Origin of the sequence: Thiocystis violacea (assembly GCF_016583565.1) — a bacterium.
GTDB lineage: Bacteria > Pseudomonadota > Gammaproteobacteria > Chromatiales > Chromatiaceae > Thiorhodococcus > Thiorhodococcus violaceus_A.
This window is the reverse complement of record NZ_NRRF01000095.1, coordinates 1-13,473: the sequence shown is the minus strand read 5'-3', so window position 1 is coordinate 13,473 and position 13,473 is coordinate 1. Positions and strand designations below refer to the sequence as shown.

10 protein-coding genes and 1 pseudogene are annotated in these 13,473 nt (G+C 63.5%); all 11 read right to left on the bottom strand.

What is annotated here, in order from left to right; genetic code table 11:
- Nucleotides 1-994: 994 nt before the first annotated feature.
- On the bottom strand, nt 995-1,690 hold the full coding sequence (locus tag CKO23_RS21995; RefSeq protein ID WP_242482644.1) for a fasciclin domain-containing protein: 696 nt from the start codon (nt 1,688-1,690) through the stop codon (nt 995-997).
- Nucleotides 1,691-2,089: 399 nt separating this feature from the next.
- Nucleotides 2,090-2,446, bottom strand: a complete 357-nt coding sequence (locus CKO23_RS21990) for a hypothetical protein (protein ID WP_200335127.1) — start codon at nt 2,444-2,446, stop codon at nt 2,090-2,092.
- A 281-nt stretch (nt 2,447-2,727) separates the two neighbouring features.
- Nucleotides 2,728-3,015 (bottom strand): HigA family addiction module antitoxin, encoded by a 288-nt coding sequence (locus CKO23_RS21985; RefSeq protein WP_200335125.1) that lies wholly within the window; start codon nt 3,013-3,015, stop codon nt 2,728-2,730.
- A gap of 9 nt (nt 3,016-3,024) precedes the next feature.
- Nucleotides 3,025-3,303 (bottom strand): type II toxin-antitoxin system RelE/ParE family toxin, encoded by a 279-nt coding sequence (locus CKO23_RS21980; protein ID WP_200335123.1) that lies wholly within the window; start codon nt 3,301-3,303, stop codon nt 3,025-3,027.
- A gap of 646 nt (nt 3,304-3,949) precedes the next feature.
- Nucleotides 3,950-4,276: a hypothetical protein gene (locus CKO23_RS21975; protein WP_200335121.1), complete on the bottom strand. Its 327-nt coding sequence runs from the start codon at nt 4,274-4,276 to the stop codon at nt 3,950-3,952.
- Nucleotides 4,277-4,824: 548 nt separating this feature from the next.
- Entirely contained in the window at nt 4,825-5,973 is a 1,149-nt protein-coding gene (locus tag CKO23_RS21970; RefSeq protein WP_200335119.1) for a VWA domain-containing protein, read from the bottom strand.
- On the bottom strand, nt 5,970-8,249 hold the full coding sequence (locus CKO23_RS21965; protein WP_200335117.1) for a DUF5682 family protein: 2,280 nt from the start codon (nt 8,247-8,249) through the stop codon (nt 5,970-5,972). Before CKO23_RS21965 ends, CKO23_RS21970 begins: the two co-directional genes overlap by 4 nt.
- Nucleotides 8,246-9,343: an ATP-binding protein gene (locus CKO23_RS21960; protein WP_200335115.1), complete on the bottom strand. Its 1,098-nt coding sequence runs from the start codon at nt 9,341-9,343 to the stop codon at nt 8,246-8,248. The genes CKO23_RS21965 and CKO23_RS21960 overlap by 4 nt, the downstream gene beginning before the upstream one ends.
- On the bottom strand, nt 9,340-10,932 hold the full coding sequence (locus CKO23_RS21955; RefSeq protein WP_200335113.1) for a DUF5691 domain-containing protein: 1,593 nt from the start codon (nt 10,930-10,932) through the stop codon (nt 9,340-9,342). The genes CKO23_RS21960 and CKO23_RS21955 overlap by 4 nt, the downstream gene beginning before the upstream one ends.
- Nucleotides 10,932-12,299: a hypothetical protein gene (locus CKO23_RS21950; protein ID WP_200335111.1), complete on the bottom strand. Its 1,368-nt coding sequence runs from the start codon at nt 12,297-12,299 to the stop codon at nt 10,932-10,934. Before CKO23_RS21950 ends, CKO23_RS21955 begins: the two co-directional genes overlap by 1 nt.
- Nucleotides 12,300-13,018: 719 nt before the next feature.
- Nucleotides 13,019-13,473 (bottom strand): annotated as a pseudogene (locus CKO23_RS21945) (hypothetical protein); the annotation flags it as partial.

The following is a 13,473-nucleotide window of genomic DNA, read 5'->3' as shown; positions in this document are numbered from 1 at the left end:
CGCTTGTCCGGTTCTGAGAGGGGCCGGGTCGCAACTTGGACCACGGGCGAGATCATGTGGCACCGCCAGGAAACTAGGCGGCAAACAGAGAACACAAACGTCGCCCTACCGTCCGGGGAGTGCCCGGTCTACTCAAAACCCCGCGGCATGCGCTGACCCCGCGGCATGCGGCATGTGACCCCGGCATGACCCCGCGCACCATGGGGTAATCAACGTCAGCAGACCTTTTTCGGCGATGAGGACGACGCCGAGTATCGGCGTTTGCTTTCCACTCTCGCGCTCTCGCGCGTGTCGGACGCGGATTCTGGACTACTGCCTCATGCCGAATCCTGTGCATCTGATCCTGGTGCCAGCCGATGCGTTCGGACTGCGTGGTGCGCTTGAGGACGCGCATGATCGACTTTCGGGAAGGCTGGCGGGGAGATCGCTGGCAGGAGCGCTTTCATTCGTTCGTGATGGATGAGCCGCATCTAGTCGCCGCTCCCCGGTATGTGCGGCATGTGGAGCGCAACCCTTTCCGTGTACCGCTCTAAGCCAGGCCAGAGGGCTGGCCATGGTCCAGCGTCAAACCCCATCTGGCCGGGGCGGACGATGAGCGTGTGAGCGTGCGTCCGCTTCTGGAGCTGATATCGGATTGGGGCCGCTGCATCGGCGAGCCTGATGCGTCGGACATCGGCGATAGACTGCGTGCCCATGCCAGCACAGGCCGCCTGCTCGGTCCCGATTCCTTCGTTGAAGATCTTGAGCAAGGGCTTCAGCGCCCTCTCAAGCGACGGGGGCCCCGAACCAAGCCTGTGCCCAGCAACTCCAACACCCAGGACCTTTTCGAGCTGTCGGAACGAAACTAAGGAAATTGTCCCCGGAACTGGAATGCTCGGTGCCCGTCGATAGTGCGCCATCCATGGCGCTGACGGGAAACGCGACGGTCGAGCACCTCCTTGACTGCGTTCAACTCCTCAGAGCAGCTCGCCCGACGCGCCGCTTTCAACCTAGACTACTTCGGCGAAATGACCGAGTCGATGACATGGATAACGCCATTGCTTGCCAGGATGTCCGTCTTGATGACCGTCGCACCATCGACCTTTACCCCATCGCTGGTGTCCACCGTAATGCGACTTCCCTGCACGGTCGTCGCGCTCTTCAGGCCCGCGACGTCTGCGGCCATGACCTTCCCCGGCACGACGTGGTAGGTAAGAATCGCTGTCAGCGCCTCTTTGTCCGCAAGCAGCGCATCAAGGTCCGCCTTCGGGATCTTTGCGAATGCGTCATCGGTCGGCGCGAAGACCGTAAAGGGCCCCTCACCCTTGAGCGTCTCGACCAGGCCCGCCGCCTTCAACGCGGCGACCAGCGTCTCGAAGCTGCCAGCAGCGACAGCCACGTCGACGATGTCGCTGGATTCGGCGCCCACCGGTTTCGCCATCCCTGTCTTGACCAGCCAGCGATCCTGGCTGCTCCAGTACCCCGCGGGCTGAACGGACCCGGCATTCATCATCGATGCTCGGTCGAAGGCTCCGCCGTCACGATGGACGGCCTGATGTCTTGCAAAGACTTGATGGGGCGCCTGCTCTTCGGAGACGGCGGCCTTCGTCCGCGTGCAGCCATCACCGGCCGTGGCCTCTGAGACAGCGCCGGCGTTGAGGCCGAGGGTCAGGAGAACAGCGGTTGCGAAGGTTTCTTTCTGAAAGGGCATGTCGATATCCTCGATGGCAACAGAAGAAGATTCGAGCGGGTACTGCCTGTTCCGCCTCACGACAAAATCTGTTCATACCACACCTTTGCAAGGCGCTCTACCCGTTCTTCACGACCTAAAGACCACGCAGTTTGTCTTGAATCTGTTCAAATCTTGTACTCAGACCCGAGGCACACCGCGGCGACGGGAGCACACTCAGTGGGATCGGCAGCGAGGTCGCGCAACGAAGGCAGGGCATCGACTGCGCAACGCATCTGCCTCCGCCGCCCAGGCATCGCGCACGGTCACAGTCCACGCGATCCTCGCTCGATGGCGCACTGTCCGATTTCCAGAGATCGCCCGCCGCAGGTGGCGAACTAAAGGCTGTACTTGATACCGGTTACGGTGAAGTGAGCGGATTCAGGTCCATCCCGCGACTGCAACGGTCGCCACAAATACTGCCGGCACCGCCACGATGATCGTAATGAGGTGCGCCAGATACAAAACAGGTTGCGCCCGGAACACCCAAACGGAATACAACATCGACGCCGCGCCGAGCAACAGACAGACAAGAATGGGCAGCTGAAGAGCTGTGCCCGGTTCATTGGTCGTCAACGCGTCAACCGCCAAACCGTAGGGCACAGTCACGGAGACCAACAGCGCGTGGGCGGACCCCGCCAGACGCTGCCGCAACGGCACTGAACCCGACCGTCGAAAGAAGAGCACGGAGATTAGCGGGAGTACGACGATGGCGGCGACTACGATTGCGATCAGCACACAGGAGATCCGGCAGTTGGACAATATCGACAGCATTCTCGTCCCATTTCCCGTACGCACATGCGACGGATCGGTTAGAACACGGATCGATGCGTCAGTCGCGATGGATCGAATGACCGCTGGCGAGACTGCCGAGAGTGGTTGCCCCTGGACTTCCGCACCATGTGACCCGGCGCGGTCATCGACGTCAGCGGACCTTTTTTGCCGATTCTTTTCGTTGGCGTTTCACTCCACCCCGCCTTTGTCGACCGAGGCAAACCTGTGCCACCATTTCTGTGCTTTCACGCCGCCGAAAGCCGCTTAACCCGTAATTCTTTACGATGCAGTTCGGCCTGCCAGAGATCGTACTGCGTTTGTTGATTTAGCCAGCTCTCAGACGAAGTATCGAAGGCTATTGACAAACGAACCGCCATTTCGGGACTTATACCCGACTTTCCGTTAATAATGCTCGATAGGGTTTTACGGCTAATTCCAAGTGCCTCTGCCGCCTCCGTTACCGAGATGCCAAGAGGCTGAAGGCAAAGCTCTTTGATGATTTCGCCTGGATGAGGAGGATTGTGCATCAGCATGATATTGTCTCAATGGTAATCTTCATAATCGACAACCTCGGCATGAACACCATTGAACCGAAATGTAACGCGCCAGTTTCCACTAACCCTAACTGACCAGGTTTCTTTCCGGTCTCCCGTAAGTTCATGCAGATACAACCCTGGGAGATTCATATCTGCCTGCGAGGTTGCTGCAGCCAGTCGACCCAATATCAGCCTCAACCGATCTGCATGTTTCGCCTGAATTCCGCCCTTCTTCCCTGTTTTGAAGAAACGCTCCAGACCTTTATGCTTAAAACTCTGAATCATGTCGCGAATCGGGCCTCGATCATCGTTTGGCTCAAGCGCGTGCTCGGTGGGAGCGGCGCCCCGCCGCGACGGGCGCGCGATCGCGGCGGGGCGCCGCTCCCACTCCGCTTTGCCTGCAAGGATGCTCGGTGCCTCGTCGATCGGCTGGACGATCCGTTGATCAAGGCCGCAAATCGTAACCTGTTACGTTACGCTTCGCAACCGCTTCTGCACATAACCACTAGCGCTTAGCGCAGTGCTCTACGGAGGCAACCAGGCCACGAGACAGGAAGTCGAGGGGTCCCCCGGCAGGACCGCACGCGCATGGCCGATTGGGTCAACGACTCGCCGATGTTTCTGGCGGATTCTTGGAATTTAGTAAACTGTCCCCGGAACTGGCTGTCCCCGGAACTGGTCCCATTTGTACCTGTGACACCGCATCTCTAACCGTTGCCGTATTTCAAGACCCCACATCTCATCTCCAGGGCTGTGAAGGTCACGAAAAGTGTAGAAACGTAACCGATTGATTTACCTGCTTTGCGCTGCCTCAAATCCGATGCTAACCACCGGAGCACCGCCTAGGTGCCTGCGTAAGATGCTGATTATACAAGTTGTATTTTCGCACCTTCAAAGCTCTGATCTCATCTCTCTAGTAGCACAACAGGCTTCATGCTGCGTGCGCGAGGGTTTGATTAACCACATGCCAGAATACGGAAACTTGCGCAGGCGCTTGGTCAAAGAAGTCCTCAAAAAAACCAGGAGTGTTTAAAGGCGCAGGATAAGAATATCGTTCACCATCCTCACCAAATTCGGTTATCCAATCGACTGGCTCAGTAGACTCTAGCACGTCGAACAACATGGAATCATAAAGATAAGGCTTGCCTAGATCATTCAATATTCTATAATCATTGGCCTCTATGCCGAGGACGAAGTATTTTTGATCATCAGATAGATCTGGATAAGAGTGGTTTTTAGATTTTAGTTTTACAATCATTTCTCTGAGGCCAGCTTTAGTTTAGTTTCGAATCAACCTATACCGTAGTGCTCATACCAGTGAAATTCATATAGATGCCCATCTGACTCAAAAAGTGGGCTGCTTTTCTTTATCCATTTTGACCGTCGGCCGCCATATTGATCTACAAGTCTCTCGACATCACGGATGCGCTCGCCTTTTGCGATTACACGTGATTGGGCAATAAGCTCTTTGGTGAGTTCGATAGATCAACCCATCCACTGTCTTCAGGCGCTAACCATGAGTATCTGAGCCACCCGGCCCGGATAATCCGATATTACCCCAGGATTCGGGCGATTTCGCCCAAATTTGGGGCATCGCCCGTTATCAAAGCGTATACGCCTTGATAACCTGATAATCCAGACATTTTCAGGCGAAGATCTGAAGCCGAACGCAACACACTGGGCGTCGTCCAGGCGAGGGAGAAGCGGCATGCCTGCACCCAGGCCGAACGCCTCCAACCGAATTCCCGCAAGCACTCGCGCATCGTAGTCAACGTCTCGCCCCCAACCCGCACCAAACGCTCAACCTCACCCCCGCGTAGCAACAATCTCCTCCCGCGCAGCCCAGGCATTGACATCCTCATGCCCAATCGCGGCAGCCATCAGCGCCGGGAATTGATCCGGGGTGCAGGCGAAGGTCGGTATTCCCATGGCGGCGTATTGGCCGGCAATTTGGTGGTCGTAGAAGGGAGCCCCCTCGTCGCTCAGGGCCAGTAGGGTGATGAATTCGACGCCCGACGCCTTGATGCTGGCGGCGCGCTTGAGCATCTCGGTCTGGTCGCCGCCTTCGTAGAGGTCGCTGATGAGGACGAAGACTGTGTCGCTTGGGCGTCGAATGAGGCCCTGACTGTAGGTGAGCGCCCGGTTGATGTCGGTCCCGCCGCCGAGTTGCACACCGAAGAGCAGATCGACGGGATCGTCCTGAAGGGCATCGCTCATGTCGACGACGGCGGTGTCGAACACCACCAGCCGGGTACTCAAGGCCGGCAGCGAGGCCATGACGGCCGCGAAGATGCTGGAGTAGACGACCGAGGTCGCCATGGAGCCGCTCTGATCGACACAGAGCACGACGTCACGCAGTGAAGAGCGCTTGCGCCCGAAGCCGATGCGCACCTCTGGGACGATGGTGCGTTGCGCCGGCTGGTAGTGCTTGAGATTGGCCTTGATGGTGCGGTGCCAGTCGATCTCCTTGAGCCTGGGGCGACGGTTGCGGACGGCGCGATTGAGCGCGCCGGTCACGGCCTGACGCATGGGCTGCTCAAGTCGGCGCATCAGGTCCTCGACCACTCGACGGACGACCTGGCGCGCGGTGTCCTTGGTGCGCGCGGGGACGACGTGCTTGAGGGTCACGAGGGTCGCGACCAGATGGACATCGGCCTCGACCGCCTCCAGCACCTCGGGCTCCAGTAGGAGCTGCTCCAGCCCCAGTCGCTCGATGGCGTCCTTCTGCATGACCTGCACGATCGAGGACGGGAAATACTGACGAATGTCGCCCAGCCAGCGGGCCACGTTCGGCGAGGAGCCCGCCAAGCTACCGCGCCGCCCCGCTTGGCCGTAGACGGCGTTGAGACATTGGTCGATGCGGACATCCTCGCCTTGCAGGGCCAGCCCGATACCGTCGGATTGCTCGCCGCCCAGGATCAGGCGCCAGCGCCGCTCGCGTGCGTCTTGACTCATTCACTGTCCTCCAGACCGAGCAGCCGAGACAAGAGCGGCAGCGTCGCCTCCGCCCGCGCGCGGTCGAACTCGCCGGGATGATCGTTCGTCGAACCGAGCGCCATGGGTCCGCGTTTGACGCGCTCGCCCATCTGACGCCGCTCGGCGGCCTCGAAGCTCGAAAAGGTTCGTCGCAGCAGCGGGATGACCTGCATGAAGGTCTCCTCGGGAAGCTGGCACACCCATTGGTCGACGAGCTGCCAGAGTGCGTGGTCGTGGATCAGAAGCTGACCGCTGTCACGCAGAAAACCATCCAGCCAGGCGGACGACTGACCGGGCTCATTGCCCCTCGACAAGGCCAGACCGAGCTGGCGCGCGGCGCCTTCCTCGTCCATCGCGCCGGTATCGAGCAGCAGCCGGCAGCAGCGCCCGCGAATGATGCCCTGCAGGGTCTGGGTGTCGGCAAGCTGGCTCAGGGTGCGCTGCCACTGGGCTTGGAGCGGCTTATCGTCCAGAAGCTGAAGCCCCTCGTGGACACCCTGGATGTGGCCGAACAGGGTCTCCGCCGCCTCCTCGTTGATGCCGCTGCAGGCATTGGGGAGGCCGATGAAGATGCGCGCCAGGAGGCCGTCCAAGAGTGTGTCGACGCGCTCGACCGCCGTCTTGCGGACATCCCCGTAACGGGCCAGCCGGGCCAGCTCCGGGACGGCCTGCATCAGCACCAGCACATCGGCGGCGAGCGCCGCCCGCGCCTGGAGCTGTTCGATCACGGGCTCGATGGCCTCGCCCAGGTCGGCGAGCAGCGCCTGCCGCGCCAAGGCCGCCAACTGGCCGATGTCCTCGCGCCGATGCGCCTCCTGAACGACCGCCGCCGTCGCCGCCTGCTCGATGCTGTTGCCCCAGCGACCGGCCTCGATCAGCGCCACCTCGAAGTCCGGCTCCCACTTGAGCCGCCAGGACTCCTTGAAGGTACCTTTGCCGGCCTCGCGTCCGCCGTTGCGGCCCCAGGGGACATTGAGGAGCGTCAGCCGATGCAGGAGATGGCTGCGGGCCAGATCGTTCGGCTTGCGCAGATCGAGCACCAGGGACTGATCGCTCGCGCTCGGCTTGAGCCGCAGACGCCGCTGCTGGGCGCGCAGATCCTCCTGTAGCGGCGTCGACGGTGTCTCGGCAGGCACCCGCCCCAGCCGCTCGCCGACGATGAGACGCGCATGGATGAGCTGCATCGGCGCCGATTCACCGAAGAGCATGACGGTCTGGGTCGCATCATTGAGCTCGGCGAGCGACGGCAGGGGCCGAGCACGCATGGCCGCCAGGGTCTCGGCGAGACGCACGGATTCGATGACATGGGCGCTGGAGATGTCGATCCCCTCGGCCCGAAACGCCTGGGCGACCTTGATCAGCCAGGGGGTCGCGACGTCGCCGGATTGCGACCAGAGGTGGTCGTACCAGCCGGGCGACGCGATCCCGGCCCCGTAACCGCTGTGGTAGCTCAGACGCCCGTAGGTCCAGGGAACCCAGGTCGCGGTCGTTTTGACCTTGGGCAGTCCTTTGAGGAGCTGGTTGTCCTCGCTTTGCTTGGGGCGTTTCTCCAGCGCCGGGACATGCCAGGCGCCGCAGACGACGGCGATGCGCGCAAAGCCCTCCTTCTCCGCCGCGCGCAGGATCTTGCGCATAGCGGCCTCGCGATAGCGCTCCAGGATCGGCGGATCCTGCTCAAGCTCACCTTCGACATGCTCGCGCAGCGCGGTCATGGCCGTGCGGATGCCGTCGAAGAGCGACTGGGTGTCGCGGCGCTCCTCGATCATGTGCTCCCACCAGCGCTCGCTGTCCTCGTAGCCGGCGGCCTGCGCGATCAGCGCGAGTGGATCGCCGCGCCAGGGCTCCGCTGGCTCCGCGCTCGGCTCGGCCCCGTCATCCTCTGAGGGGTCTGCATCCGATGCGGCACGCTCCGCCGCCTCCTCGCGTGCCCGGCGCCGGAGCGCAATGCGATTGGCGAGCGGCAGATCCATGAAGCGGATCGGGATGTCGCGCCCCAGGGCGTAGTGGATGGCCTGCCACTCGGGCGAGAACCGGGCGAAGGGATAATAGGAGGCATCGCTCGGGTCATCCGGCGCATAGACCAGCATGGCGACCGGCGGGCGCATCTGCGCGTGACGGGCCAGCGCGACCAGCCCATCGCCTTCCGGTGGGCCTTCGATCAGAACGATGTCGGGCGCCAGGCTCTCAAGGGCATCGAGCAGACTGCGCGCGGAGCCCGGACCATGGTGGCGGACACCGAAGACATGGGTGCTCATAACAGCTCGCGGCAGGCCCGATAGAGATCCTTCCAGTCCGAGCGCTCCTTGACGACGGTCTCCAGGTACTCCTGCCAGACGACCTTGTCCTGCACCGGATCCTTGACGATCGCGCCGAGCAGCCCGGAGGCCACGTCGCCCGCGCGCATCTGGCCGTCGCCGAAGTGCGCGGCCAGCGCCATGCCGCTGTTGACGACGGAGATCGCCTCGGCCGTGCTCAGGGTGCCGGAGGGCGTCTTGAGCTTGGTCTTGCCGTCGGCGGTCATGCCCTGGCGCAGCTCGCGGAAGACGCTGACGATGCGCTGGATCTCCTGGAGCGCGGGCTTTTCGGCCGGCAGCTCAAGCGCCCGCCCGAGCCGCTCGACGCGCTGCTGGACGATCTCGGTCTCTTCCTCCAGGGTCGCCGGCACCGGCAGCACCACGGTGTTGAAGCGGCGCTTCAAGGCGCTCGACAGCTCGTTGACACCCTTGTCGCGGTTGTTGGCGGTGGCGATGACGTTGAAGCCCTTGCGTGCCTGGACCTCGGTATTGAGCTCCGGCACGGGGAGCGTCTTTTCGGACAGGATGGTGATGAGGCTATCCTGCACGTCCGCCGGAACGCGGGTCAGCTCCTCGACCCGGACCAGGGTGCCGTGCTCAAGGGCGTGCATGACCGGACTCGGCACCAGCGCGGCCCGCGAGGGACCGTCTGCAATCAGCCGCGCATAGTTCCAGCCGTAGCGCAGCGCCTCCTCGCCGATCCCCGCCGTGCCCTGAACCACCAGGGTGGAATCGCCCGAAATGGCTGCGGCCAGGTGCTCGGAGACCCAGGACTTGGCGGTTCCAGGGAGCCCATAGAGCAAGAGGGCACGATCGGTCGCCAGCGTGGAGATGGCGATCTCCATCAGCCGGGCCTGACCGATGTACTTGGGGCTGATGTCGACCCCATTGCTCAGCTTGCCGCCCATGAGATAGGTGCGCACGGCCCAGGGCGAGAGCGTCCAGTTGGGCGGCCTGGGATGCTCGTCGACCGCCTTGAGCGCCTCCAGTTCGTGGGCGAACTCCTGCTCGGCGTGCTGGCGCAGGATGGCTTCGTTGGGGCTTTGGGTGCTCAAGGCGTACCTCGTTGGTCTGATTCGATGCAACCGGATTCGGTGCGCGCGGATTCGATGGCCTGGATCATGTCGTTGCGAAATCTCAGGGTGTCCAGCATCTCGGTGGCGATCTTCTGCCAAGGGGACGTCGTCTGAAGGTGCGGCTCAAGGCCCTGCTCCATGAGCTGATATCCGCCCGGATCGAGATGCGCCGCAACCTGACGGAGGATGGCGTAGCGGGCGTAGTTGGCGTCCGGCGTCTGCTCGCGGAACAGCGTGAGACAGGCCTGGAGCACGGCCGACGAAAAGGACGGGCTCCAACGGTGCCCGAGATGACCGAGGCGATCCAAGGCCCGCTTGAACGGCTCGCCCTTGCTCGGCGTGGCGAGGGACTGGGTTAGCGCCTCCTCCTGCTCCGAGGGACTCAGGATCGCCCACAGCGCGGCGCCGGAGTCGGAGCCGGAGTCGACCGTCCCCGCAATCAGCGCCCGCGCCCATGCGGCATTGCTGAAACGCCGGGTGGCGCGCTGCCAGCCCGCCAGCAAGTTGCCTTGCCACTCGTGCCCCTCGACCATGCGGAGGATCTCGGGGGGTGAGCGCTGCCAGAGATCGACCCAATGGTCGGGATCGACCAGCCCCAACAGCTGTTCCAGCCACCAGGCCTTCCGCCCCACCCCCTTGGGTGGTTTCTCGTGGATGCCGATCGTCGTCCAGGCGCTGTCCCAGTCCTCGGGCAGGGTGACGCTCAGCTGACCCTTGCGGCCTTTGAGCGTCCCCATCAGCCCGGTCTTGGGCTCGAACCCGAGCCAATTATCCAACAACTCTACCGCCCGCGTGCGCACCGTCGAGCCGGGGATTCGGGCCAGGAGTCCAGCCGCGTCGCCGCGCACGTCCTTGCTGCGGTCCGCGAGGGCGGACTCCAGGAAGGCCACATCCGCCGATCCTGGTGCGTCGCTCAAGACCTCCAGCAGCTTGCGTCGCTCACGGGCACCGTCTTGCGACCAGACGGCGGCCAGCCGCTCGACGGCCTGTGCGGGATCCTCGCGGCGCGCCTGGACCAGATAGGCCAATCGCTGCTCCAGCGTACCGGTCTCCCACAGCGCCGCGTCGAGCCGTCCGCGATCCGCGACGCTCAGCAGTGGCTCCCACTCCGGACTTTGTCCCGCCAACCACAGGCCCTTCGAGCCGATGACGGCCATGATGGCCCGTCGCAGGTCGGGACTCCGCGAGGCCAGCCCGAGGAGCGTCGGAATGCTGGCCTCCGGGGCACGCAGCCCATGCGCGGCGAGCAGTGCCAGCCATTCGGGGAACAGGGCCTTGAGCCGATCGTCCTGGAGCATGAGTCGCAGATGCCGGGCGCTCCCGAGGACCGGTCGTGGGTCCGACTCGGCTGGCGATGGCGCAGCCGATGCGAGCCGAGCCGGCCATCGCCCGGCTTGGGCAAAATTGCCCACAACCGCCGAGCAGCGCAGCAGCTGGACCGGGGCGTCCGCCTCTTGGGCTTGCAGCCTGGACAAGACCGTCCCGAGTGCATCGGGCGCGTCCCAGGTCCGGGTGCCGCGCTCCGTTCCGAGCAGCGCGGTGCGCGTGAGGTCGTTCCAAAGCTCCATCACGCCAGCTCCATGTGCAGTGCGTAAAAGCCCTGAAGACGCCGCGCGTCCGCGATCGTCAGCGGGAAGAAGGCGTCTCCATCCCACTCGCCGAACAGCAGCACGGGCTCGCCGCCGCCGATGGCCAGCAGCTCCCAGCGCAAGGGGAAGTGGCGCGCGAGCGGAATCTGTCGGTGCTCAGCGTCGAGCAGAAACCAGTGGTCGTCCACCTTGACCGGAGTCACATCGCGCAGACCGGCCGGAATCCGCTCTAGCCAGGGTGTCGCGGCCAGACGCTCGGCATAGGTGCGGTAGAGTCCGTCGAGCCCGTCGCATGCGGCGATCAAGGCGTTCGGCTGCGCCGGTTGCGTCCCCTGCCGCGCCTTCAGGAGCGCGCGAACGGGCCAGGTCGCCGGATAAAAGGCCAGCTCGCCCTCGATGCCGGCGCCCTCCTCCGGGGTGATCGGCAGAACGGCGTTGGCAACCGCGAAATCCAGCAGGAGCGCCCAGCGTTGGGTCCGCTCGCCACGCAGCCAGGTGCGCTGGACCTGGAGACGATCCGCGTCGCTGGTCCACTTGCCCATGACCCGCCAGGTATCGGCGACGCCAGACTGGGCCAGGATCGCCTCCTTGCCTTGGGTAACACCGAGCAGCTCATAGAGGTCCGCCTGGACCGGCTCCGGCAAGGTCTCGCGGCGCTGATAGGCGTCCAGAATCAACTGGAGGCGCGACAAGGCCTGCAAGGCGGTGCCCTGCCACTGCTCGGAGCCATAGCGCGCCTCCTGGCAGCGGCGCAGCCAGCGCGCCAAGCCTGGGATCTGCGCATCGACCAGACGTGCCGCCATGTGATCCCAGGGCTGATGCTGCTCCATGGCGCGTGCCAGGCCCTGGCGCAGGGTGTCGGCGAGCCAGCGCTGTAGCTCGCCGAGACCTGCCTGCATCTTTTCCTCGCGCTGATCGCGGCGCTTGGTTTGTGCGGTGGCACGGCGCTGTTCGGTGGCCTCGTCGACCGGCTCATTTGTCTTGGTCTCGCGTCGCGCCTCACGTTCCGAGCGCGCCTCGCGCTTGGCGAGCCATTCGGCGACCCACTCGGGTGGCGTCTCCGTTGCGAAGGCTGACGTGGATGCGGCATGGACCAAGGCGAGTCCCAGACCGTGCTTGCAGGGGAACTTGCGGCTCGGACAGGAGCACTTGAAGGCCGGGCCGGCGGTGTCGATGCAGGTCTGGTAAGGCGTGCTTCCGCTGCCCTTGATCTCGCCCCAGATCAGCCGATCCGTCTGGCCGAGCGTCTGCCACTTGGCGGCGCTCGCCAGCTTGCGACCCGCGCCGATGGACGCGGCATCCGGCGCCATGCCACTGACCTGCTCAGCCGTCCAGGGAGCCGCCATCGCCGCGCTAACCCAGAACTTCCATCAGATCCTGGAAACGCACCAGGGGGGCCATGGAGAAGCGCGCGGCGAGGGTTTGGCTTGACTGAGGTGCGTTCATCGAGTGGAGGATCCTTGATCGGGTTTAGGGCGCAAAGGCGCGCAAGCAGCGACTGGACGACAGCCGTGGGCCGCAAGGCACGAGGCACGAGGCACGAGGCACGAGGCACGCCATCTGTCAGCTTCGCGGCTGTTGGTCGTGGCGGGACTCTAGCAGCCAGGTTCTGGAGGGGAAAGATCTCTTGGACGCCAGCCCGCGCAGGGTGGAACGTGAAGCGGTTCCACCCTGCCGCAGGCATGGTGCTCGCCGACGTCGCGGAGGCGGATCCGCCCTATCGGGCATCAGCGCTACCGGCTACCGGCCGGAATGATGATCGAGGCATCCAAGGATGACGTGGACGGTCTGTGGCACCAGAAACGATCAGCGTTTCAAATGGTGATCCGCTCCACCTCATCGAGCTTGATCATGGAGCGCTGGAGGGACAAGGAGCAGACTCAAGCGGAAGTGGAAACCTTCATCTTGGATCCTCTCTACATGAATCTCCCGTCGTCGCCGTTCACGGACGACGACAAGCAAGCGATGGCGACGATCGTCTATCGCCCGTCTGGCAGCAGTCGGTCAGCGGCGCGTTTGGCATGGCGCTCGACCCTCATGGAACGGGCCAGCATGGCCGTGAAGGTCACGATACGTGATCGATCATCGGATGCCGTTCCCCCCGCTTCAGGGAGGGCGTCTTGGGCTGTTGACGCTGCGCGAGCAAGCGCGCGACGGACACATGCGGCTTTTTCGGATCATGGGTGCGAGGTGGAGGCGTGTGCTTCGGACCACGTGGATGCTTGCGGTACTTGCGCAACTGCACCTGTTGCGCGGTGGCGAGCAACCAGGCGGCCATCGCCTCGGGCGTGAACGTTTGAAACACGGCCCATTCCTCAGGCGTGATCAGGGTGTTGAGGCACGCGTCCACGCACGCCGTTTCGTTAACGAGATAGTAGCCGGAGACCTCGGTTTCGACCGTCTCGGCGCCATGCACCTGACGCAGCGTCGCCTTGATCACCGCCAAGGCGTTGTAGGCGACGATGGCCATGGCCAATCCGAACAGGGCGGCGGGCGGATAGGCCAGGGTCTTAATCTCGC